At 71.4% G+C, this 21920-nt stretch carries 19 protein-coding genes and 1 pseudogene; 14 read left to right on the plus strand and 6 right to left on the minus strand.

Annotation, left to right across the window (positions count from 1 at the left end; translation table 11 throughout):
- The first annotated feature begins 167 nt into the window (after positions 1-167).
- The 6 genes from AB5J53_RS35025 to AB5J53_RS35050 all read left to right on the plus strand — a co-directional run bounded on the left by AB5J53_RS35025 (position 168) and on the right by AB5J53_RS35050 (position 5069).
- Positions 168-1022, plus strand: coding sequence for a helix-turn-helix domain-containing protein (locus AB5J53_RS35025; RefSeq protein WP_369249603.1), 855 nt, complete (start codon positions 168-170; stop codon positions 1020-1022).
- A gap of 91 nt (positions 1023-1113) precedes the next feature.
- A complete protein-coding gene (gene rimO / locus AB5J53_RS35030) occupies positions 1114-2589 on the plus strand; it encodes a 30S ribosomal protein S12 methylthiotransferase RimO (protein ID WP_369249604.1) in 1476 nt (491 codons plus the stop codon).
- Positions 2586-3308, plus strand: coding sequence for a CDP-diacylglycerol--glycerol-3-phosphate 3-phosphatidyltransferase (gene pgsA, locus AB5J53_RS35035; RefSeq protein WP_369249605.1), 723 nt, complete (start codon positions 2586-2588; stop codon positions 3306-3308). Before rimO ends, pgsA begins: the two co-directional genes overlap by 4 nt.
- Positions 3305-3850: a CinA family protein gene (locus tag AB5J53_RS35040; RefSeq protein WP_369249606.1), complete on the plus strand. Its 546-nt coding sequence runs from the start codon at positions 3305-3307 to the stop codon at positions 3848-3850. Before pgsA ends, AB5J53_RS35040 begins: the two co-directional genes overlap by 4 nt.
- Positions 3851-3959: 109 nt before the next feature.
- Positions 3960-4337, plus strand: a complete 378-nt coding sequence (locus AB5J53_RS35045) for a helix-turn-helix domain-containing protein (protein ID WP_028802355.1) — start codon at positions 3960-3962, stop codon at positions 4335-4337.
- Positions 4338-4598: 261 nt separating this feature from the next.
- Positions 4599-5069: a Dps family protein gene (locus AB5J53_RS35050; RefSeq protein ID WP_369252648.1), complete on the plus strand. Its 471-nt coding sequence runs from the start codon at positions 4599-4601 to the stop codon at positions 5067-5069.
- Positions 5070-5620: 551 nt separating this feature from the next.
- On the opposite strand, the gene AB5J53_RS35055 is transcribed toward AB5J53_RS35050, so the two are convergent.
- From AB5J53_RS35055 to AB5J53_RS35065, 3 genes are all read right to left on the minus strand, one after another.
- Positions 5621-6382, minus strand: coding sequence for an SDR family NAD(P)-dependent oxidoreductase (locus tag AB5J53_RS35055; RefSeq protein WP_369249607.1), 762 nt, complete (start codon positions 6380-6382; stop codon positions 5621-5623).
- 32 nt (positions 6383-6414) lie between these two features.
- Complete coding sequence (locus AB5J53_RS35060) at positions 6415-7257, minus strand: DNA-formamidopyrimidine glycosylase family protein (RefSeq protein ID WP_369249608.1); 843 nt, start codon at positions 7255-7257, stop codon at positions 6415-6417.
- An 81-nt stretch (positions 7258-7338) separates the two neighbouring features.
- Positions 7339-12312 carry an ATP-dependent helicase gene (locus AB5J53_RS35065; RefSeq protein WP_369249609.1) on the minus strand — a complete coding sequence of 1658 codons (4974 nt, stop codon included), beginning with the start codon at positions 12310-12312 and terminating at the stop codon, positions 7339-7341.
- A 364-nt stretch (positions 12313-12676) separates the two neighbouring features.
- On the opposite strand from AB5J53_RS35065, the pseudogene AB5J53_RS35070 reads away from it, so the two are divergent.
- The 3 genes and pseudogenes from AB5J53_RS35070 to AB5J53_RS35080 all read left to right on the plus strand — a co-directional run.
- Positions 12677-13573 (plus strand): annotated as a pseudogene (locus AB5J53_RS35070) (AraC family transcriptional regulator); the annotation flags it as partial.
- Positions 13543-14379 (plus strand): AzlC family ABC transporter permease, encoded by an 837-nt coding sequence (locus tag AB5J53_RS35075; RefSeq protein ID WP_369249610.1) that lies wholly within the window; start codon positions 13543-13545, stop codon positions 14377-14379. The pseudogene AB5J53_RS35070 and the gene AB5J53_RS35075, both read left to right, overlap by 31 nt.
- Positions 14376-14684 carry an AzlD domain-containing protein gene (locus AB5J53_RS35080; protein WP_369249611.1) on the plus strand — a complete coding sequence of 103 codons (309 nt, stop codon included), beginning with the start codon at positions 14376-14378 and terminating at the stop codon, positions 14682-14684. The genes AB5J53_RS35075 and AB5J53_RS35080 overlap by 4 nt, the downstream gene beginning before the upstream one ends.
- Before the next feature lie 108 nt (positions 14685-14792).
- On the opposite strand, the gene AB5J53_RS35085 is transcribed toward AB5J53_RS35080, so the two are convergent.
- Complete coding sequence (locus AB5J53_RS35085) at positions 14793-15116, minus strand: hypothetical protein (protein WP_369249612.1); 324 nt, start codon at positions 15114-15116, stop codon at positions 14793-14795.
- A gap of 73 nt (positions 15117-15189) precedes the next feature.
- Here AB5J53_RS35085 and AB5J53_RS35090 point away from each other — a divergent pair, with 73 nt between their 5' ends.
- Complete coding sequence (locus tag AB5J53_RS35090; RefSeq protein ID WP_369249613.1) at positions 15190-16041, plus strand: PucR family transcriptional regulator; 852 nt, start codon at positions 15190-15192, stop codon at positions 16039-16041.
- A gap of 32 nt (positions 16042-16073) precedes the next feature.
- On the opposite strand, the gene AB5J53_RS35095 is transcribed toward AB5J53_RS35090, so the two are convergent.
- A complete protein-coding gene (locus AB5J53_RS35095; RefSeq protein ID WP_369249614.1) occupies positions 16074-17027 on the minus strand; it encodes a hypothetical protein in 954 nt (317 codons plus the stop codon).
- Between the two features lie 80 nt (positions 17028-17107).
- Between AB5J53_RS35095 and AB5J53_RS35100 the strand changes: the two genes are divergently transcribed.
- Positions 17108-17302, plus strand: coding sequence for a DUF3046 domain-containing protein (locus AB5J53_RS35100; RefSeq protein ID WP_189188176.1), 195 nt, complete (start codon positions 17108-17110; stop codon positions 17300-17302).
- A gap of 60 nt (positions 17303-17362) precedes the next feature.
- Positions 17363-18577, plus strand: coding sequence for an AI-2E family transporter (locus tag AB5J53_RS35105; RefSeq protein WP_369249615.1), 1215 nt, complete (start codon positions 17363-17365; stop codon positions 18575-18577).
- A 3-nt stretch (positions 18578-18580) separates the two neighbouring features.
- On the opposite strand, the gene AB5J53_RS35110 is transcribed toward AB5J53_RS35105, so the two are convergent.
- Positions 18581-19381 (minus strand): hypothetical protein, encoded by an 801-nt coding sequence (locus tag AB5J53_RS35110; RefSeq protein ID WP_369249616.1) that lies wholly within the window; start codon positions 19379-19381, stop codon positions 18581-18583.
- A gap of 347 nt (positions 19382-19728) precedes the next feature.
- Here AB5J53_RS35110 and recA point away from each other — a divergent pair, with 347 nt between their 5' ends.
- Together recA and recX are read left to right on the plus strand one after the other, a co-directional pair.
- On the plus strand, positions 19729-20853 hold the full coding sequence (recA, locus tag AB5J53_RS35115; RefSeq protein ID WP_369249617.1) for a recombinase RecA: 1125 nt from the start codon (positions 19729-19731) through the stop codon (positions 20851-20853).
- Between the two features lie 3 nt (positions 20854-20856).
- Entirely contained in the window at positions 20857-21708 is an 852-nt protein-coding gene (gene recX, locus AB5J53_RS35120) for a recombination regulator RecX (protein ID WP_369249618.1), read from the plus strand.
- The last annotated feature ends 212 nt before the right edge of the window (positions 21709-21920 follow it).

A 21920-nucleotide genomic window follows, 5' to 3' on the forward strand; every position in this document is an offset into this window, starting at 1 on the left:
TTCGTCGTACGTCAAGTTGTGCGAGGGGACACGTACATGTCCCAGCATCAGGATGACCGGCCATTCTGATGGCGTACAAAGTGCTACCGCCCGGTTGCCCCACCCTTTCGTACCCCCCCTAGACTGAACCTCCAGCACAGGTGGCTACACGCTCGAAAGGCGCCCCCGTGTCCATCGGCAACTCCCCTGACGGCAACTCCCCTGAAGACGAGCGTCCGTTCGAAGACGACCGCGAGGCCGAGCAGCTTTCGATCGGCCGTGCCCTGCGGCAGGCACGCATCGAGGCCGGGCTGACCGTCGACGACGTCAGCAACGCCACCCGGGTCCGTATCGCCATCATCCACGCGATCGAGCAGGACGACTTCGCCCCCTGTGGCGGCGACGTCTACGCGCGCGGTCACATCCGGACCCTGGCACGCGCCGTCCACCTCGATCCGGCCCCGCTGCTCGCCCGCTACGACGCCGAGCACGGCGGGCGCCCCGCACCGACGCCGGCGGCCCCGCTCTTCGAGGCGGAACGGATCCGTCCCGAGCGGCGCGGGCCGAACTGGACCGCCGCCATGGTCGCCGCGATCGTCGCGGTGATCGGCTTCGTCGGGTTCACCGTGGTCAAGGGCAGCGACAGCGGGGACGACACGAAGACGCAGGTCGCCGAGGGGTCCACGCCGACCACCAGCAAGCCCCTGACCAAGCCGACCGAGACCAAGCCCGCCGACCCGAAGCCGGACCCGTCCGACAGCGCCATCGCGGCCGCCCCGCAGGACAAGGTGACCGTGCAGGTCAGCGCCGCGGACGGACGCAGCTGGATCTCCGCCAAGGACCACAACGGCCGCATGCTCTTCGACGGGCTGCTGAAGCAGGGCGAGTCCAAGACCTTCCAGGACAGCTCGAAGATCAACCTCATCCTCGGTGACGCCGGCGCGATCCAGCTGTACGTCAACGGCAAGAAGATCGAGGACGACTTCCAGCCCGGCGCGGTCGAGCGCCTGACGTATACAAAGGGTGACCCCCAGGTCGGATAACGGTCCCAAGGGGTATGCCGGTACGGGGTTGGCCAAGATCGGCCAACCCCGTCGACGTGGGCTGTCAGTGAGACAAAGTAGTCTTGAGCCCATGCCTGAACGCCGTACCGTCGCACTCGTCACTCTTGGCTGCGCCCGTAACGAGGTGGACTCGGAGGAGCTCGCAGGCCGCTTGGAGGCGGACGGCTGGCAACTCGTGGAGGACGCCGAGGAAGCGGACGTCGCCGTCGTCAACACCTGTGGCTTCGTCGAGGCCGCCAAGAAGGACTCCGTCGACGCCCTCCTCGAAGCCAATGATCTCAAGGGCCATGGCAGAACCCAGGCCGTCGTGGCGGTGGGCTGCATGGCCGAGCGGTACGGCAAGGAGCTCGCCGAGGCGCTGCCCGAGGCCGACGGTGTGCTCGGCTTCGACGACTACGCCGACATCTCCGATCGCCTCCAGACCATCCTGAACGGCGGCATCCACGCCTCCCACACCCCGCGCGACCGGCGCAAGCTGCTGCCGATCAGCCCGGCCGAGCGGCAGAGCGCCGGGGAGGAAGTGGCCCTTCCCGGCCACGGCGCCCCTTCGGACCTGCCCGAGGGCGTGGCCCCGGTGTCCGGCCCCCGCGCGCCGCTGCGCCGCCGCCTCGACGGCTCGCCCGTGGCCTCGGTGAAGCTCGCCTCGGGCTGCGACCGGCGCTGCTCCTTCTGCGCCATCCCGTCCTTCCGCGGCTCATTCATCTCGCGCCGCCCCAGCGACGTACTGAACGAGACTCGCTGGCTCGCCGAGCAGGGCGTCAAGGAGATCATGCTGGTCTCCGAGAACAACACCTCGTACGGCAAGGACCTGGGCGACATCCGCCTCCTGGAGACCCTCCTGCCCGAGCTCGCCGAGATCGGTGGCATCGAGCGCGTGCGGGTCAGCTATCTGCAGCCGGCCGAGATGCGCCCCGGACTCATCGACGTCCTGACCTCGACGCCGAACATCGCACCCTACTTCGACCTGTCCTTCCAGCACTCCGCACCGGACGTGCTGCGCGCCATGCGCCGCTTCGGCGACACCGACCGCTTCCTGGAGCTGCTCGACACCATCCGCGCCAAGGCCCCACAGGCCGGCGTGCGATCCAACTTCATCGTGGGCTTCCCCGGCGAGACCGAGGCCGATCTCGCCGAGCTGGAGCGCTTCCTCACGGGTGCGCGCCTCGACGCGATCGGCGTCTTCGGGTACTCCGACGAGGAGGGCACCGAGGCGGCGACGTACGAGAACAAGCTCGACGAGGACGTCGTCGCCGAGCGCCTCGCGCGCGTGTCCCGGCTCGCCGAGGAACTGGTCGCGCAGCGCGCCGAGGAGCGCGTCGGCGAGACGGTGTATGTGCTGGTCGAGTCGATCGACGACGAGGAGGGCGCGGTCGGCCGCGCCGCCCACCAGGCGCCCGAGACGGATGGTCAGGTGCTGTTCACGAGCGGCGAGGGCTTGACCGTCGGCCGTATCGTCGAGGCCAAGGTGGTCGGTACGGAAGGTGTCGACCTGGTGGCCGAGCCGCTCCTGGGCTCGCTCCCGTGTACTGAGGAGGCGGCCAGATGACCGGAGTCCCGGCATCCGCGGCAGGCGGCTCCCCCAGCGCGAAGGGTGCGGCGGGCGCTCCCGGCGCATCCGGTGCTCCTGGGGGCGCGAAGCCGGCGCGGGGCGGGAAGCTGGGCGCTGCGGCCGTCAACCAGGCCAGCCTCTGGAACATCGCCAACATCCTGACCATGATCCGGCTCGTCCTCGTGCCCGGCTTCGTGGCGCTGATGCTGGCCGACGGCGGGTACGACCCCGCCATGCGCGCGTGGGCCTGGGCGGCCTTCGCCGTCGCCATGATCACCGACATCTTCGACGGCCATCTGGCGCGCACGTACAACCTGGTCACCGACTTCGGGAAGATCGCCGACCCCATCGCCGACAAGGCGATCATGGGTGCGGCCCTGATCTGTCTGTCCTACCTCGGCGATCTGCCCTGGTGGGTGACGGGAGTGATCCTCGGGCGTGAGCTCGGGATCACTCTTTTGCGCTTCCTGGTGATCCGTTACGGGGTCATCCCGGCGAGCCGCGGCGGCAAGATGAAGACGCTGGCCCAGGGCACGGCCGTCGGGATGTACGTGCTGGCGCTGACGGGGCCGCTGGCCACCCTGAGGTTCTGGGTGATGGCCGTGGCAGTCGTCCTGACCGTGGTCACCGGGCTCGACTATGTGAGACAGGCCATTGTGCTGCGCAGGCGCGGAATCGCCGAGCGGCAGGCGGCGGCCGAGGAGGCGGAGCGGTGAATTCCCAGGCCGCCGAAGTGCTGCGACTACTCATGGTGAGGGGCGAGACGCTCGCCGTCGCCGAGTCGCTCACCGGTGGTCTGGTGGCGGCGGAGATCACCGCGGCGCCGGGTGCCTCCAAGGTCTTCCGCGGCTCCGTGACCGCGTACGCCACTGAGCTCAAGCACGACCTGCTCGGTGTCGACGCCACTCTGCTGGCCGAGCGTGGTGCGGTGGATCCGCAGGTCGCGGCCCAGATGGCGGTCGGCGTGCGCAAGGCGCTCGGCGCGGACTGGGGGATCGCGACCACGGGCGTCGCCGGTCCCGAGCCCCAGGACGGACAGGCGGTGGGCACTGTCTTCGTGGCCGTCGACGGGCCGACGCAATCATCTTTTAATGCCGCCGGTGGCGGGAAAGTGATACCGCTGAGGTTGAACGGCGACCGGGCGGAAATCCGTATGGAGAGTGTACGGAGCGTACTCGCACTGCTCCTGAAGGGGCTTGCGGGCGAACAGACCGGGAATGAGCGGGCACAGGATACGGAACAGAACGGGGGGTTTTGATGTTTGCAGCCCTGAGTGAACACGACATCGCTCCCCGCACGGCCGCGGCGCAAGGCGGTACGGTGGGGCGTGAAGGATGCGGCTACGCGGTCCGAGGAGGGAGCCACCGATGATTCTGCTCCGTCGCCTGCTGGGTGACGTGCTGCGTCGGCAGCGCCAGCGCCAGGGCCGTACTCTGCGCGAAGTCTCCTCGTCCGCCCGAGTTTCACTCGGCTATCTCTCCGAGGTGGAGCGGGGGCAGAAGGAGGCTTCCTCCGAGCTGCTCTCCGCGATCTGCGACGCGCTGGACGTACGGATGTCCGAGCTCATGCGGGAAGTGAGCGACGAGCTCGCCCTCGCCGAGCTGGCACAGTCGGCTGCGGCCACCGAACCGGTGCCCGCACCGGTGCGTCGCCCGATGCTCAATTCCGTATCGGTGACCGGTGTGCCACCGGAACGGGTCACGATCAAGGCGCCTACCGAGGCGGTCGACGTCGTCGCCGCCTGACGCTCACGAGTTCGCGCTCATGAGCTGAGGATGCGTATGCGAAGCCCCGGCCGGGGCTTCTCCGGGGAAACCCGGAGGAGCGCGGCCGGGGCTTTTGCGTGGTGCGAGCGTCCCGTATGGGTCCGTTTGCCGGTATCCGGTGTGGCGGCCATGGTGGAGGGACAGGGCGGGGGCCGATCGGCGGAATTGCCGGTCGTACGTCATCGACTCGGGCGTCGCGACCATCGTGATGGTCGCGATCGTCATCACCGGAGGATGCGGATGTACGTCGTCAAGAGCCCCTTGCCCGACGCGGACCTGAAGGCGGTGGCCGACGCGCTGCAGGGCGCGTTGGTCGACCTTGTGGACCTCTCCCTCGTGGCGAAGCAGGTCCACTGGAACGTGGTGGGACCGCGCTTCCGCTCCATCCATCTCCAGCTCGACGAGGTCGTGGACAGTGCGCGGCTGCACTCCGACACCGTGGCGGAGCGTGCCGCGACGCTGGGTGTCTCGCCGGACGGCCGGGCCGCGACCGTGGCGGCCAGAAGCGGTATCGGCGCGACGCCCGAGGGCTGGGTCAAGGACACCGACGCCGTGAAGACGCTCGTGGACGCCCTGGGCGCGGTGATCACGCGGATGCGGGAGCGGGTGGCGACGACCGCGGACCCGGATCCGGTGAGCCAGGACATCTTCATCGGGATCACGGCCGACCTCGAGAAGCACCACTGGATGTTCCAGGCGGAGAACGGGTGATCGCCCTCGGGAGCTGCCCAGGATGCGCCTGTGTGCCGCTGGTGCGCCCTGCCGGGGCGTGAGGTCGCGGTCTAGCGTCGGGCTGGAGGTGGGCACCATGGCAGGGCGGATAGTGCGCTGGGGGTCCGCACTTGGGCTCGGCGCGCTGTGGTGGTGGAGTGTGCTCCGGCTCGCGCTGATGCCCGACGCCGGGATGCTGGAGGGGGCGGTCGCGGCCGGGGGATGGGGGCTGAGCCTGCTGCCGGTGCACTGCGTGCCGAAGGCCCGGGCGGTGAGGGCCACGGGGTCGGATCGGTGGCGCGTGTCCTGGCAGGAGTCCTGGCGGCGGCGGGGGGGAGCGCGGGGGGGCGTGCGCGGGGCGTGGAGTAAGGGGGCGGGGGCGCGTGGTCGGCCGTGGCGGGAGGGGCGGCGCTCAGGAGGGGAAAGCCGCCCGGGGTGCTGCGGGCAGGCCTGCCGGGGGGGCTCGAGGGACCGAGGCGGCGGCGCGCGGGGATGCGGGGGGCGACCGGGCGTATGGGTGGGAGCGGCGGTGCGTGGGTGAAGGGCAGGGGCTACCAAGGCATCGCCACACCTCCGTTGGGGCGGAGGATCTGGCCCGTGGTGAACGTCGAGGCGTCCGAGGCCAGGTGCAGTACGGCGTGGGCGATGTCCTCGGGTTCGCCGACCCGGCCCAGCGGCGACAGCCGCGCCATGAAGGCTTCCGTGTGTGCCTGCGCATCCCCGTGGCGGTTGGTCATCGGCGTACGGATCCAGCCGGGCGCGACCGCGTTGACGCGGATGCCGTGCGGGCCGACCTCGGTCGCCAGGGTCTTCGTCAGCTGCACGACGGCCGCCTTCGCCGCGCTGTAGCAGAACAGGCCGGGGCCGCCGGTGTCTATGGCTCCCGACGCCATCGTGATGATGCTGCCGCGGATGCTCTTCGCGATCATGAGCCGGGCGGCTTCCTGGCAGGCGTACAGCACGCCCTTGAAGTTGACGCTCAACACCCGGTCGAGGTCCTCGTCGCGGGTCTCCAGGACGGGGCTGCTGTGCATGATCCCGGCGACCGCCGCCATGACGTCGAGGCGTTCGCAGGAGGCGACGGCCTGCTGGAGCTGGTCGCGGTCGGTGACGTCGAGCGGGTGGGTGTGGGCGGTGCCGCCCTTGCCCTTGATCAGGGTCGCCGTCTCGTGCAGGCCCTGCGCGTCACGGTCCGCGCAGTGGACGGTGGCGCCCGCCTCCGCGAGCAGAACGGCGGATGCGCGGCCGATGCCGCTGGCGGCGCCGGTGACGAATGCGGTGCGTCCGGTGAGGTCGTACGCCTTGAGGGGCATGCAGGGACGGTACGAGGGTTTCTGACGGGTCGTCAATTAGTCGTACGTCGGGGACTTGTACGGGGCTGGGCGGCGCCCGGCGGCGGGGTGGGCCCCCTCTGGCACGTCGGGCACCAGTAGGTGGGGCGCTGGCGGGAACCGTCACCCTGGTCCGCCGAACGGATCGGGGTGCGGCAGCGCAGGCAGGGGCGGGGTGTGCGGCCGTAGACGAAGAGGTTCTGGTCGCGGCGGCCCGTGGTGCTGCGCGCCGGCCGGTCGCGGTTGACTTCGAGGAGCTTCTTGGCGAGGGCGGGCAGCTGGGCGGCGCGGTCGGCGGGCAGGTCGCCGATGGGGAGCCAGGGGGTGACGCCGAGCAGGAAGCAGAGTTCGCTCTTGTAGACGTTGCCGATGCCGGCGAGATTGCGCTGGTCGAGCAGGGCCTCGCCGAGGGGGCGGGCAGGGTCGCGCAGAAGGTTCTCCAGCGCCAGGTCCGGGTCCCAGTCCGGGCCCAGGAGATCGGGGCCGAGATGGCCGACCGCACGGTCCTCGTCGGTGGTGCGGAGCAACTCCAGCACGGGCAGCCGGTAGCCGACGGCCGTGCGGTCCGCGGTGCCGAGGATGGCCCGGATCTGGTGCGTGGGGCCGCCGCTCCAGCGCTGGCCGTTCGCGTACACCTTCCACGAGCCGTCCATCCGCAGATGCGAGTGCAGGGTCAGTCCGCCCTCGATCCGCGTGAGGAGGTGCTTGCCGCGCGGCGTGACGTCCAGGACCATGCGTCCGGTCAGGTCGGCGGTGGCGTACTTGGGCACCCGCAGGTCGGAACGGGTCAGCACCTTGCCCGCGAGGGCGAGGTGCAGCCGCCTCGCGGCCTGCCAGACGGTGTCTCCTTCGGGCATGGGTCAAGGGTGGCACGGGTTGTGCGTAGGGGGTGTGCGGTGCGGGTTGTGGTACGGGTTGTGCTGTACGGCGCCGGGGGCTTACGCGCGAAGGCGCAGTCCGCGGGGCGTCGCGATGAAGCCCGCCGTCTCCAGGACGGTGCCCAAAGGGGATGTCAGCGCGGAGGCGCCGTTGACGCGCTCCACCGTGACCGTGCCCAGAGAGCCGGCGCGGGCCGCTCCGGCGAGGGCCTCGGCGGCGGCGCGCAGACGTATGTCCTCCGTGACCGACCCGTCCGGATCGGAGGGCCAGGCCAGCAGGGTCTTGCCGCCACGCTCCATGTACAGGGTCAGCTCGCCGTCGACCAGCACGACCAGGGAGCCCGCCTTGCGGCCCGGCTTGTGCCCGGCCTCTGTCGGGGGGTCGGGCCACGACAGGGCCGCGCCGTAGGCGTTGGCGGGGTCGGCCGCGGCGAGGACCACGGCTTGGGTGGTCGCGCGGGTGCGGGAGCGGTTGTTCGAGAAGGCGGGGTTGCCGGGGTAGGCCGGGCCCGGGGGCTCGGCCGAGAAGGCGGAGTCGGCCACGAACGTGTGGTCGGCCGTGAAGGTGTGGTCGCCGGCGGGACCGGTGCTGCTCGCGAAGCCGTCGTCGTCGGCGAAGCCCGGGCTGTCGGGGAAGCCGTGGGCGTTGCCGAAGCCGGACCCGTCCGGGAAGCCGTGGGCGTGCGTGGGGCCCTGGTTGCCTGGGCGGCCGTTCGTACGGCCGCCGCCGGCCGGGAAAACCTGCGAGCCCGGGAATCCGTTCGTGAGGTCCGGATCGGACAAAGCCTCGCCCCGGTCCCGGGCGTTCGCCGCGGCGCGCAGGCGGTCCACCGCGCCGTCCATCGCGAACTGGGCGGCGCCGAGGCCTTCGACCACATAGCCGCGGCGCGCCTGGCCGCTGTCCTCGAAGGCGGACAGGATGCGGTACACCGCCGAGAAGCCACCCTCGACGCCCTCCGCGGCGACGGCGCCCCGGGTCACCACGCCGTGCCGGTCGAGCAGGGTGCGGGCCAGGGCGTGGGCGCGCACGGTGGGGTCGGGCTCGCGCCCGGGCAGCAGCGACCAGCGGCCCGCCACGGTCGGCGGGCCCGTACGGGACTGGGGGCGCGCGGCGCCGGTCAGGGAGCCGTAGCGCCCGCGTGGGATCGAGCGCTTGGCGCGGTGGGCCGTGGACCCGGCCGTACGGCCCGACCCCAGGAGGGAGCGCATCGGCGCGAGCGTGTCGTTCGTGAGCCGTCCTGACCAGGCCAGGTCCCAGACGGCGTCGGCCAGTTGGGGATCGGTGGCGTCGGGATGCGTGGTGGCGCGCACTTGGTCGGCGATCTGGCGGAAGAAGAGGCCGTAGCCCCCGGAGAGGGCGTCCAGGATCGACTGGTGGAGCGCGGTCAACTCCAAGGGGTGCGGGGCCGGCAGGAGCAGCGGGGCCGCGTCCGCCAGATACAGCGAGACCCAGCCGTCCTTGCCGGGCAACGCTCCCGCCCCGGCCCAGACGACCTCGCCGGCGGCCGTGAGCTCGTCGAGCAACGCCGGGGCGTAACCGGCGACCCGGGACGGCAGGACGAGCTTCTCCAGCGCGGACGCGGGCACGGACGCGCCCTGCAACTGCTCGATGGCGCGCACCAGTCCGTCTATACCGCGCAGCCCGTGCCCGCTGCCCACGTGCTGCCACTGCGGCAGGAACTGCGCGAGCGCGGCGGGCGGCACCGGCTCCAGCTCATGGCGCAGAGCCGCCAGCGAACGGCGCCGCAGCCTGCGCAGCACGGCCGCGTCACACCACTCCTGGCCGATGCCCGCCGGATGGAACTCCCCTTGTACGACACGGCCGCTCGCGGCAAGTCGCTGCAGCGCTCCGTCCGTCACGGCCGTACCGAGGCCGAAGCGGGCGGCGGCCGTTGTCGAGGTGAACGGGCCGTGGGTGCGCGCGTACCGAGCGAGGAGGTCGCCGAGCGGGTCCTTGACCGGCTCGGTGAAGGCCTCCGGGACGCCGACGGGCAGCGCCGTACCGAGTGCGTCGCGCAGCCGGCCGGCGTCCTCGATCGCCGCCCAGTGGTCGGTCCCGGCGATCCGGACCCGGATGGCGCGGCGGGCGGCGGCCAGCTCCCGGGCCCACTGCGGCTCGGCGCCCCGCTCGGCCAGCTCGGCGTCCGTGAGCGGGCCCAGCAGACGCAGCAGATCGGCTACACCTTCGGCGTCCTTGACGCGACGGTCCTCCGTCAGCCACTGGAGCTCCCGCTCCAGCTCGGCCAGGACATCGGCGTCGAGGAGCTCGCGCAGCTCGGCCTGGCCAAGCAGCTCGGCCAGTAGCCGCGAGTCCAGCGACAGGGCGGCGGCGCGGCGCTCGGCGAGCGGTGAGTCCCCCTCGTACAGGAACTGGGCGACATATCCGAAGAGGAGCGAGCGGGCGAAGGGGGAAGGCTCCGGTGTGGTGACCTCGACGAGGCGCACCTTGCGCGACTCGATGTCGCCCATCAGCTCCGTGAGGCCAGGGACGTCGAAGACGTCCTGAAGGCATTCGCGGACCGCCTCCAGGACGATCGGGAACGAGCCGAACTCGCTGGCCACCTGGAGCAGTTGCGCGGCGCGCTGCCGCTGCTGCCACAGCGGGGTGCGCTTGCCGGGGTTGCGGCGCGGCAACAGCAGCGCGCGGGCGGCGCACTCGCGGAAACGGGAGGCGAACAGTGCCGAGCCGCCCACCTGGTCGGTGACGATCTGGTTGACCTCGCCCTTGTCGAAGGCGACGTCCGCCGCGCCGACCGGCGCCTGGTCCGCGTCGTACTCCGTGCCCGCCTTCATGGGCGTCTGGTCGAGCAGATCCAGGCCCATCAGGTCGGCGTCCGGCAGTCGCAGCACGATGCCGTCGTCGGCGTGCATGACCTGGGCGTCCATGCCGTACCGCTCGGAGAGCTTGGCGCCGAGGGCGAGGGCCCAGGGGGCGTGGACCTGGGCGCCGAAGGGGGAGTGCACGACGACTCGCCAGTCGCCCAGCTCGTCGCGGAAGCGTTCGACGACGATGGTCCGGTCGTCCGGGATGTGCCCGCACGCCTCGCGCTGTTCGGCGAGGTACGACAGCACGTTGTCGGCGGCCCAGGCGTCCAGTCCCGCGGCGAGCAGTCGGAGCCGGGCGTCGTCCTTGGGGAGCGAGCCGACCTCGCGCAGGAACGCGCCGACCGCGCGGCCCAGTTCGAGCGGGCGGCCGAGCTGGTCGCCCTTCCAGAAGGGCAGCCTGCCAGGGACGCCGGGTGCGGGGGAGACCAGCACACGGTCGCGGGTGATGTCCTCGATGCGCCAGGAGCTGGTGCCCAGCGTGAAGACGTCGCCGACGCGGGACTCGTAGACCATCTCCTCGTCGAGCTCGCCGACCCGGCCGCCGCCCTTCTTGGGGTCGGCCCCCGCGAGGAAGACTCCGAAGAGCCCGCGGTCGGGGATGGTGCCCCCGGAGGTGACGGCGAGGCGCTGGGCGCCGGGGCGCCCGGTGACCGTGCCCGCGACGCGGTCCCACACCACGCGGGGCCTGAGCTCCGCGAACGCGTCGGAGGGATAACGGCCCGCGAGCATGTCGAGCACGGCGGTGAACGCCGACTCCGGGAGCGACGCGAAGGGGGCCGCCCGGCGGACCGTGGCAAGCAGGTCGTCGACCTGCCAGGTGTCGAGCGCGGTCATGGCGACGAGCTGCTGGGCCAGCACGTCCAGGGGATTGGCGGGGACCCGGAGGGACTCGATGGAGCCGGTGCGCATCCGCTCGGTGACCACGGCCGCCTGGACCAGGTCGCCGCGGTACTTGGGGAACACGACGCCCGTGGAGACCGCGCCCACCTGGTGTCCCGCGCGGCCCACGCGCTGGAGCCCGGAGGCCACGGACGGCGGCGACTCCACCTGGATGACGAGGTCCACAGCGCCCATGTCGATGCCCAGTTCGAGACTGGATGTGGCGACCACCGCGGGCAGCCGGCCCGCCTTCAGGTCCTCCTCGACCAGGGCCCGCTGCTCTTTGGAGACGGAGCCGTGGTGGGCGCGGGCGATGACGGGCGGAGCGCCTTGAGCCGCGCCCGATCCGCCCATCAACTGGGCTGGGGCGTGTGCCTCTTCGAGGGGCTCGCCGGTCGCCCGCTCGTACGCGATTTCGTTGAGCCGGTTGCAGAGGCGCTCCGCCAGGCGGCGGGAGTTGGCGAACACGATCGTCGAACGGTGGGACTGGACGAGGTCGGTGATCCGCTCCTCGACATGCGGCCAGATGGAGGGCTTCTCGGCGCCCTCATTGCCGTCGGCGACCGGCGAGCCCCCCAACTCGCCCAAGTCCTCGACTGGGACGACCACGGAGAGGTCGAACTCCTTGCCGGACGGCGGCTGGACGATCTCCACCTTGCGCTGGGGCGAGAGATAGCGCGCGACCTCGTCCACCGGACGCACCGTCGCGGACAGGCCAATGCGTCGGGCGGGCTTGGGCAGCAGCTCGTCGAGGCGCTCCAGGGTGAGTGCGAGATGGGCACCGCGCTTGGTGCCCGCGACCGCGTGCACCTCGTCAAGGATCACCGTCTCGATGCCCGTCAGCGCGTCGCGCGTGGCCGACGTCAGCATGAGGAACAGTGACTCGGGGGTCGTGATCAGAATGTCCGGCGGGCGCGTGGCCAGTGCGCGGCGCTCGGCGGCCGGGGTGTCGCCGGAGCGGATGCCCACCTTCACCTCGGGCTCGGGCTGTCCGAGCCGCACCGCCTCCTGTCGGATGCCGGTCAGCGGGCTGCGCAGATTCCGCTCGACATCCACCGCGAGGGCCTTCAGCGGTGATACGTACAGCACTCGGCAGCGCTTCTTTGGGTCCGCCGGCGGCGGAGTCGAGGCCAGCTGGTCGAGCGCGGCGAGGAACGCGGCCAGGGTCTTGCCGGAGCCGGTCGGGGCGACGACCAGGACGTCCGAGCCCGCGCCGATGGCCGCCCATGCCCCGGCCTGGGCCGCGGTGGGCGCGGAGAATGCCCCCGTGAACCAGCCGCGGGTGGCGGGGGAGAAGCCGTCGAGGGCTCGGTGTGCGGAGCTGACCATGCGTACATCCTGCACCCGGCCACTGACAATGGCTCTGACCTGCGGGGATGCGTTCGCCGGCGTGAGCTGTTGCGCCCGCGGTCGGGCGTGGGTCGGGTACGGGCCGGGGATGTCCGTCCTCGGGCCGGCGCGGAATCGGGCCCTCGGGGGAAGGCGGCGGCGGTGACGCGCCGGATGCTGCCGGCGGACATCCCCGGCCCGTCTCCTTCTGCCGGCCGGCGGCTGCGGGCCGGTGGGGGTGTCGCCAGTAGCCGGCGGGGTGGCGGGGTGCGTCCAGCGGTTGTGCCGGACGCGGTGCGTCATCGGCCGCCGGCCGGTGGGGCTTCATCGGCCAGGCCCTGTCGTGGTGGCGGAGAATGAGGGCATGGCAGGTTCGGGGAAGGAGCGGGCTCGGCACTGGCAGTACGCGGAACTGCCCGGCGTCGATCTGCTGCGGGCCAGCTATGTCGAGAAGATCTTCGTCCGGCACACCCACGAGAACTTCGTCATCGCCGCCATCGCCGACGGTGTCGAGGTCTTCCACCACGGCGGCGCCGACCAGTACGCGGGCCCGGGCGCCCTGGCGCTCGTCAACCCGGACACTCCGCACACGGGCCGCGCCGGGGTCCCCGAAGGCTGGCGGTACGGTGCCGTGTACCCGTCGCCGGAGCTGGTTGCCGAGATCGCCGCCGAGACGACCGCAATCCGCGGCACCCCCGGATTCACCAGTCCGGTGCTCGACGACCCGTACGCGGCGGGCCTGGTCCACCAGGTGCTGCGGGCCGCGGAGGAGGGCAACGCGCTCGCCGCCGACACCCTGCTGCGCGTTGCCGTGACCCGGCTGCTGCGCCTGAACGGAGGCCCGCTGCCGCAGCGGGCCGTGCGCACCGCGGGTGCCCGCACCGCCGCACGCGCGCGTGCCGTGCTGGAGGAGCGGATGGCCGAGCCCCCGACCCTGGAGCGGCTCGCCGCCGACCTCGGCACCAGCCCGTTCGCGCTGCTGCGCGCGTTCCGGGACGCCTATGGCATGCCGCCCCACACCTGGCTGACCGACGCCCGCGTACGCCGGGCACGCCACCTCCTGGACGCCGGTGCCGCACCTGCCGAGGCGGCCGTCGCCGTCGGCTTCACCGACCAGCCGCACCTCAATCGGCACTTCACCCGGATCGTGGGCGTGCCCCCGGGCGCCTACCAGCGCGAGCGCAAGAACGTACAAGACGGTGACGGGGGACTGCTCGTACCGTCCAGGGCGTGGCAGAACAGACAGCTCTCGCAGACATACGAGGTGAAGACGGCGGACGCCGTGAAGGCGGCGGAGGCGGTGGAGACGCCGGTCGCGGTGAAGGCGGCGGACGCCATGGAGACGTCGGACGCAGTGGAGACGTCGGAAAACCCGACGCCGTCGTCGTCCGGGACGCCCTAGGGGTCGGGGTCGCCGTCGGGCTGTCCGGTTTCGCGTTCGGGGTGACCTCGGCCGGCAGCGGGCTCACGCTGCTGCAGACCTGCGCGCTCAGCCTCCTGGTGTTCACCGGTGCCTCGCAGTTCGCGCTCGTGGGCGCGCTCGCGGCCGGGGGCAACCCGCTCACGGCGGCCGCGGGCGCCTTCTTCCTCGGGGTGCGCAACGCCTTTTACGGGCTGCGCCTGTCGCAACTGCTCGCCCTCCCGCGCGCGGTGCGTCCGTTCGCCGCGCAGTGGGTCATCGACGAGACCACGGCGGTCGCGCTCGCCCAACCCACCCGCCGCAGCGTCCGCATCGGCTTCACCGTCACCGGGCTCTCCCTCTACGTGCTGTGGAACCTCACCACCTTGCTCGGCGCCGTCGGAGCCGAGGCCATCGGCGACACCGACGCGTGGGGGCTGGACGCCGCCGGGCCCGCCGTCTTCCTGGCGCTGCTCGCGCCCATGCTGAAGACCACCACGGAGCGCGCCGCCGCGGGGATCGCGGTCCTCCTGATGCTTGGTCTGCTGCCCGTGCTGCCCGCCGGAGTTCCCGTACTGGTGGCCGCGCTGGCCGCTCCCGCCGTCCTCTACGTAGAGGGGCGCCGCAGTGTGAAGACCGCCAATGACGCACCAAGGGAAGACCGTTGAACATCTGGATCGCCATCGGCGCGACCGCATTCGGCTGCTACGCCGTCAAACTCATCGGGCTGCTGGTCCCCGCCGGCGTACTGGAGCGGCCGCTCGTCCAGCGCCTCGCCGCTCTGCTGCCGGTCGCCCTCCTCGCCGCGCTCACGGCCCAGCAGACCTTCGCCGACGGGCGCGTCCTGGTCGTGGACGCGAAGGCCGCGGGACTGGCCGCGGCGGCCGTCGCACTGATCCTGCGGGCTCCCTTCCTGCTCGTGGTCGCCGCGGCGGTGGTGGTGACCGCGGGGGTTCGGGCGATGACCGGCTGACGTCGGTACGTATTCGGGCGGTACGCGTGCGTGCGTACGGACCGATCGCCACAGAGGACCGATTGCCCTGTCCGAGGGCAGCACAGAGAGCCTGGGTACTGTGACGCGTCACAAGCCGCCCGTACGCCCGCAGGAGCCCGCCGTGACCCTCTCCGCAGCCGCCGGGTGCTCGCGCTGCGCTGTGAGCCCCGGGTCGACGAGCTGGCCCGGCGAATGGCCCGCGATTCCTTCGAGGCGCTCCCCGGTTATGCGGAGCTCCCGGACGACGTGAAGGACCTGGAGATCGCCGCGACGGCCCGGCACGGCATCCGCCTGTTCCTGCGCCGCGCCGGCGATCCGCACCTCGCGCGCGCCAACCTGCGCCTGTTCCGCGAGCGGGCCGCCCAGCGCGCCGAGGAGGGCATGCCGCTGCACCTGCTGCTGCGCACGCACGCACTCGCTCGGCGCGTATGTGCTGTGGCGGGCGCTGCGCGAGACGGCACAGCCCGGCGAGTAAGCCGCCCTCGTGGAGCTGGTCGACCTCCTCCTGGAGTCGCACCACAGGGTCGTGGGCGCGGTCGCCGAGACGTACGTCGACGAGCGCACCGCTCTGGAGGCCGACGCCCGCGCCCAGCGCCGCTCCCTGGTACGCGGACTACTGGACGGAGTGCTCAAGCCCGGCCACATCCTCCTGGACGAGTTGCGCCTGGAAGGCCCAGCCCTGGTGCTCGCCCTCGACCTCGGAGCGTCCGCCGAGGGTTCCGTGGGCGAACGGCGGCGACAGCGCAGGGCGCAGACCGTCCTGGACCACACCTTCGGTACGGAGGTGGCGGCGCTCCTGGACACCCGCCCGGGCCGTGCCGTGGTACCCAAGGAGTGCGAGCCGCCGGACGACCTCGCGCAGCGGCTGAGCAAGGCCCTGAGGACGTCGGTCAGGGTCGCGCACGTACCGGCCGCCGGGCCCGATGACATCCCGGAGGCGGCCCGCACCGCGACGGAGATCCTGCGCGTCACGCGCGCGTGCGGGTTGCCGCCCGGACTGCACCGCCTGGAGGACGTCCTTCTGGAGTTCCATCTCTCGCGCCCAGATCCCAGCAGCCACAAGATCGCCGCACTGCTCGATCCCGTCGCCGACCGCCCCGAGCTCCTGGAGACCCTGCGGACCCACCTCGCCCGCCGGCAGGACCGCAGGGCCACCGCGACGGCGCTGGGACTGCACCCGAACACCGTCGACAACCGGCTCGCCAAGATCGGCGAACTGACCGGCATCGACCTGTCGTCACCCCGAGGAGCGGCCCTGGCGATCGCGGCGCTGCTCCTCAGGGACACGAGGGACACCAGGGACACTCCGAGCGACGGCCCGTACCAACGTCCCTGAACGCCGCTCCGCGTCCCCGAACGTCAGGAACGTCAGCCGATCGACCGTCCGTACGCCCGGAGCGTGCGCAGCGCCTCGATCGTCACCATGGGGCGGCATTCCAGGGCGATGCCCGGCGCCCACTGACGCCAGCGGATAGGCCATCCGCCGTCCGCCTCCTGCTCGTCCGCCAGGTGGTCGAGCGAGCGTGCCATCTCCTCGTCGGTGAACCACGCGCGCGCGAGTGAGCCGGGAGTCTTCGCGTAGTCGTGCGGGAAGTGGTGCTCGCCCGGCGCGTAACCGGGCGCGACCGGAAAGGCCTCAAGGCGCTCCGGGTCCAGCGCCGCGAGCCGGTGCTCGCGCACCAGGCGGCCCAGACGGTCGGCGGCAGCCTCCGCGCGCGGGCGGTCGGGCGCGGAGTCCAGGAAGGCGACGGCGGCCTCGATCTCGTACGGATGGGACTTCTCCAGGGACTCCACCGCCTGCCAGCAGAAGTCGGTGGCCCGGAACAGCCAGGCGTGCCACACCTCGTTGCGGTGCAGCAGGCCCACCACGGGCCCGGTGGCGAGGAGTTCGCTCGGCGGGTCGTCGACGATCGGCACGAAGGGGGCCGTCGGATAGCCGCGTTGGCTGGGATGGATCGCCGGCAGCGCGCCGTCCGCCGTCGACACGGAGGTCAGATAGCGGCACACGCGCTCCACGCGCTGTCCGCCGCAGCGCCCGATCGAGTCCAGCACGCGCAGCGCGTGCCCGGTGTGCAGCGGCTGGCTGACCGGGCCGCGCAGATCGGGTTCGAGCGCGTGACCGTACCCTTCGTCCTCGTTGCGGTAGGCGGTCAGCGCGGTCTCCACCGCGTCGGCGCCGCCGACGCCGCTGTTCAGGAAGTGATATGCGAACCGGCGCTGCTCCAGTACGCGCGCGGTGAGCCAGATGAAGTGCTCGGCGCGCGAGAGCGGGGTGTGCGCCGGGGGCGTCGGGGGGAGTGGGGATGCTCCTGTTTCGGCCATGCGTCAGACCGTAGGACGGAAAGCGGTCTCGGCGAGCGGTCACGGCTCGGGCCCACTCTCAGGGGCGGGATACTGGAGTCATGCGGTTGACGGTCTTCTGGCAGCGGATGGCGGATCACTTCGGTGCGGGGTACGCCGACACCTTCGCGCGCGATCACGTGATGACGGAGCTCGGCGGGCGCACCGTGCACGAGGCGCTCAACGCCGGCTGGGAGGCCAAGGACGTGTGGCGCGTGGTGTGCACGGCCATGAACGTTCCGTACGAAAACCGCTGACGGGTCACGAAGATCGGGGGGCGGGGGTCGATTGTCGGTGGCGTGGGTGAGACTTGCACCGTGGCCCCGACAGACGAGACCGCGCAGGTCGCCCAGCAGGCATCACCGTTCGGCACGACGCCGCCCAGCGGCCCCCCGGCCGGGGACGCGGCCGCCCCGAGCGGGCGCATGCCGCGCTGGCTGCCGCGCGCCATGGTGCTCGCCCTCGCGCTCGTCGCCGTCTTCCAGCTGGGCAGTTGGGCGTTCCACCAGCTCACCAGCCTGCTGATCAACATTCTCATCGCGTTCTTCCTGGCACTCGCGATAGAACCCGCGGTGAGCTGGATGGCCTCGCGCGGCATGCGCAGGGGACTGGCCACCTTCCTCGTCTTCTTCGGCGCGATGATCGCGATCGCCGGATTCATCACGCTGCTGGGCTCGATGCTCGCGGGCCAGATCATCAAGATGATCGAGGGCTTCCCCGACTACCTCGACTCGGTCATCAACTGGATCAACACCCACTTCCACACCGACTTGAGACGGGTGGACATCCAGGACAGCCTGGTCCACTCCGACTGGCTGCGGAAGTACGTGCAGAACAGCGCCACAGGCGTCCTGGACGTGTCCGCGCAGGTGCTGGGCGGCCTCTTCAAGCTGCTGACGATCGCGCTGTTCTCGTTCTACTTCGCCGCCGACGGACCGCGGCTGCGGCGCGCGCTGTGCTCGGTGCTGCCACCGGCCCGGCAGGCCGAGGTGCTGCGCGCGTGGGAGATCGCCGTCGACAAGACCGGCGGTTATCTGTACTCACGTGGTCTGATGGCGCTGATCTCCGGCATCGCGCACTACATCCTGCTGGAGTCCCTGGGTGTGCCCTACGCGCCCGTGCTCGGCGTCTGGGTGGGCCTGGTATCGCAGTTCATCCCCACCATCGGCACCTATCTCGCGGGCGCCCTGCCGATGCTGATCGCCTTCACGATCGACCCCTGGTACGCGCTGTGGGTGCTCATCTTCGTCGTCATCTACCAGCAGTTCGAGAACTATGTACTGCAGCCCAAGCTGACCGCCAAGACCGTCGACATCCACCCCGCCGTCGCCTTCGGGTCGGTCATCGCGGGCACCGCGCTCCTCGGTGCTGTCGGCGCACTGATAGCCATCCCCGCCGTCGCCACCCTGCAGGCCTTCCTGGGGGCGTATGTGAAGCGGTACGACGTCACGGACGACCCCCGGGTGCACGGGCACCGGACAAGTGGCCAAGGCCGTTTCTTCGCGCGCGTGCGGGGGCTGTTCAGCCGGTGATGTTCACCAGGTGAGCACGGCCCACACACCGGCGCCGACGACGGCCGCCGCGTAGCAGCCGACCGCCGCGTACATGACTCGCTGCCTGATCCGGTCGCTCCAGGATGTACGGGACAGCAGCCAAGCCAGCGCGGGCAGCACCAGCACGGCGTGCAGGCTCACTCCGTGCAGCGGCTTGAGCGGGGCCGTCGAATGGTAGGCCGCATCCTGGTGGCCGGTGCGCGTGAGGACCACCCCGCGCGCGATCATCGCGGCGCCCGACAGCAGCGCGACAAGCAGGATCGCGAACCCGGAGCGCAGCGCGAGTGGCATGCCCAGGGGGCCTGCGGGCCGGTTGCGGAACGAGGCGACCGCGAACACGGAGAGCAGCACGACGAGAACCCCGCCACCCACCGCGAGCGTCATGGACACCGCCGTGTCGAAGCCGGTCTCCATGTTGAGATGCGAGGGCACCCGACGCCACGCCTGCAGGGTGATCCCGCCGACCTCCACCACACAGTCGGCGGCGAACACGACGAGCAGCGCGGTGCGCAGTCGCGTTCCGACGCGCAGATACGACGTGACCCACGTGACCGCGATCAGTGTCAGCCCGAAGGAGAGCCCGAAGGTGATGGGCTTGCGCCAGGACACGGGCCCGTCCCAGGGCCCGCCGTCGACGGCGAAGACCACCAGGTGCAAGAGTCCCGAGACGATGAGCAGAGCGCCCGTCGCGTAGCAGAGCCGCTCGGCCGGACGGAGCGTGAGCTTCAGGGGCGTCAGCGTGAGCTTCAAGGGCGCCAGGGACCGGGACCTCGTGGTTTCCATGGCTCAAGCCTCGCGGGCAGGCCCCACGCCGTCGTCGTACGGCCGAAGGCACCGGCAGTACGCCCGGGAGAGTAGCCCGGTGTCTGGCCCGTGCCTGTGGGAAATCCGGGGCGGTGTCGGACCGCGGACGTACTCTCGGGGATGCCGTGTGGTGCGCTTGACACGAAAATCGAACATCCATTCTTATGGAGGTTCCGGCGGGGCTCTCGACGGGGATTTCGTCAGGGTTTTCATGGAGATGTGCCCGAGTTATCCACAGGCCGGACGGGCGTCGGGGCGCATTGTCAGTGGCAGGCGTTAGCGTCTTTGACGTGAAGCGATCGACTCAAGCAAACCGGGTGGAACCCATGGCAGGAACCGACCGCGAGAAGGCGCTCGACGCCGCGCTCGCACAGATTGAACGGCAATTCGGCAAGGGCGCAGTGATGCGCCTGGGCGAGCGGCCGAATGAGCCCATCGAGGTCATCCCCACCGGGTCGACCGCGCTCGACGTCGCCCTCGGTGTCGGCGGCCTGCCGCGCGGCCGAGTAGTGGAGGTGTACGGCCCGGAGTCCTCCGGTAAGACGACCCTGACCCTGCACGCGGTGGCGAATGCGCAGAAGGCCGGCGGCCAGGTGGCCTTCGTGGACGCCGAGCACGCCCTCGACCCCGAGTACGCGAAGAAGCTCGGCGTCGACATCGACAACCTGATCCTGTCGCAGCCGGACAACGGCGAGCAGGCTCTGGAAATCGTGGACATGCTGGTCCGCTCCGGCGCACTCGACCTCATCGTCATCGACTCCGTCGCCGCCCTGGTGCCGCGCGCGGAGATCGAGGGCGAGATGGGTGACTCGCACGTGGGTCTGCAGGCCCGCCTGATGAGCCAGGCCCTGCGGAAGATCACCAGCGCGCTCAACCAGTCGAAGACCACCGCGATCTTCATCAACCAGCTCCGCGAGAAGATCGGCGTGATGTTCGGCTCCCCGGAGACCACGACGGGTGGCCGGGCGCTGAAGTTCTACGCCTCGGTACGGCTCGACATCCGTCGCATCGAGACGTTGAAGGACGGCACCGACGCGGTCGGCAACCGCACCCGCGTCAAGGTCGTGAAGAACAAGGTCGCGCCGCCCTTCAAGCAGGCCGAGTTCGACATCCTCTACGGGCATGGCATCAGCCGCGAGGGCGGCCTGATCGACATGGGCGTGGAGCACGGCTTCGTCCGCAAGGCCGGCGCCTGGTACACGTACGAGGGCGACCAGCTCGGCCAGGGCAAGGAGAACGCGCGCAACTTCCTGAAGGACAACCCCGACCTCGCCAACGAGATCGAGAAGAAGATCAAGGAGAAGCTGGGCGTCGGCGTGAAGCCCGTGGAGCCCACCGCGGAGCCGGGCGCGGACGCGGCAGTCTCGGCCGCCCCGGACGACGCCGCGAAGACGGTGCCCGCTCCGGCGGCCAAGGCCGCCAAGTCCAAGGCCACGGCGGCCAAGAGCTAGCCCGTGACGCGACGAACCGACTGGGCCGAGTACGCCTCCCCTGTCGCCCCGGAGGGGCCAGGGCAGGGGTACGACGGGGGCAACGGCGGCTCGGCCGGAGAAGGTGACAGGGGATACGGCGACGACGCGTTCTACGGCGGGGATCCGGACGGCGAAGGTGCGCCGGGCGGAGGCCCGCGGCGCGGTGACGGCCCGCCGGGTGATGGCTCGCGCCGAGGCGGTGGTCGGCGTGGTGACGGCGGGCCGCGTGGTGGACGAGGGCGTCGGAGGCGTGCCGGTTTCGGCGAGCCGTCCGGCGACCCACAGGACGGAGGCGCCCCTTCCTCGTCGAGGGCCGAGAAGGGGGAGCCCCCAGGGGACCCGGCTGAGCGGGCGCGGGCGATCTGTCTGCGCCTGCTCACCGGGACCCCGCGCACGCGAAAGCAGCTCGCCGACGCACTGCGCAAGCGCGAGATCCCGGACGACGTGGCGGATGCGGTGCTGTCACGGTTCGAGGAGGTCGGCCTGATCAACGACAGTGCCTTCGCGGACGCCTGGGTGGAGTCCCGGCACCACGGCCGGGGTCTGGCCAGACGGGCGCTCGCGCAGGAGCTGCGGACCAAGGGCGTGGACTCGACGCTGATCGACGAGGCCGTTGGACAGCTCGACTCCGAGCAGGAAGAGGCGACCGCGCGCGAGCTGGTCGCCCGCAAGCTGCGCTCCACGCGCGGCCTCGACCGCGACAAGCGACTGCGGCGTCTTGCGGGCATGCTCGCCCGCAAGGGCTACGCAGAGGGCATGGCCCTGCGCGTGGTCCGCCAGGCGCTGGAGGAAGAGGGCGAGGACACGGAGGGGCTCGGGGACGAGGGTTTCTGACCCTCTCGGGGACGATGGATTTCTGAACTCCCTCGGGGACAAGAGGGTCCGACCCTATGAGGGCCGGAGGACGTCGGCCCAGAGTTCCCGGCGTGCCTTCGGAACCCGGGAGCCCGGACCGCGGTAACCCAGAACCGGCTCGGCCGGGGCGCCGTAGTCCGATCGCGGGCCCTGAACACGGTAGACGCGCGGGGGCGCCGATCGCGTTCAGG

The sequence above is a fragment of the Streptomyces sp. R41 genome (assembly GCF_041053055.1).
Lineage (GTDB): Bacteria > Actinomycetota > Actinomycetes > Streptomycetales > Streptomycetaceae > Streptomyces.

Excerpts from the sequence above, each read along its gene's own strand:
- AB5J53_RS35110 (WP_369249616.1), bottom strand. The coding sequence starts at position 19,381 with ATGGAAACCACGAGGTCCCGGTCCCTGGCGCCCTTGAAGCTCACGCTG.
- AB5J53_RS35065 (WP_369249609.1), bottom strand. The coding sequence starts at position 12,312 with ATGGTCAGCTCCGCACACCGAGCCCTCGACGGCTTCTCCCCCGCCACC.
- AB5J53_RS35095 (WP_369249614.1), bottom strand. The coding sequence starts at position 17,027 with ATGGCCGAAACAGGAGCATCCCCACTCCCCCCGACGCCCCCGGCGCAC.
- AB5J53_RS35055 (WP_369249607.1), bottom strand. The coding sequence starts at position 6,382 with ATGCCCCTCAAGGCGTACGACCTCACCGGACGCACCGCATTCGTCACC.
- AB5J53_RS35045 (WP_028802355.1), top strand. The coding sequence starts at position 3,960 with ATGATTCTGCTCCGTCGCCTGCTGGGTGACGTGCTGCGTCGGCAGCGC.
- rimO (WP_369249604.1), top strand. The coding sequence starts at position 1,114 with ATGCCTGAACGCCGTACCGTCGCACTCGTCACTCTTGGCTGCGCCCGT.
- recA (WP_369249617.1), top strand. The coding sequence starts at position 19,729 with ATGGCAGGAACCGACCGCGAGAAGGCGCTCGACGCCGCGCTCGCACAG.
- AB5J53_RS35060 (WP_369249608.1), bottom strand. The coding sequence starts at position 7,257 with ATGCCCGAAGGAGACACCGTCTGGCAGGCCGCGAGGCGGCTGCACCTC.
- pgsA (WP_369249605.1), top strand. The coding sequence starts at position 2,586 with ATGACCGGAGTCCCGGCATCCGCGGCAGGCGGCTCCCCCAGCGCGAAG.
- AB5J53_RS35100 (WP_189188176.1), top strand. The coding sequence starts at position 17,108 with ATGCGGTTGACGGTCTTCTGGCAGCGGATGGCGGATCACTTCGGTGCG.
- AB5J53_RS35050 (WP_369252648.1), top strand. The coding sequence starts at position 4,599 with ATGTACGTCGTCAAGAGCCCCTTGCCCGACGCGGACCTGAAGGCGGTG.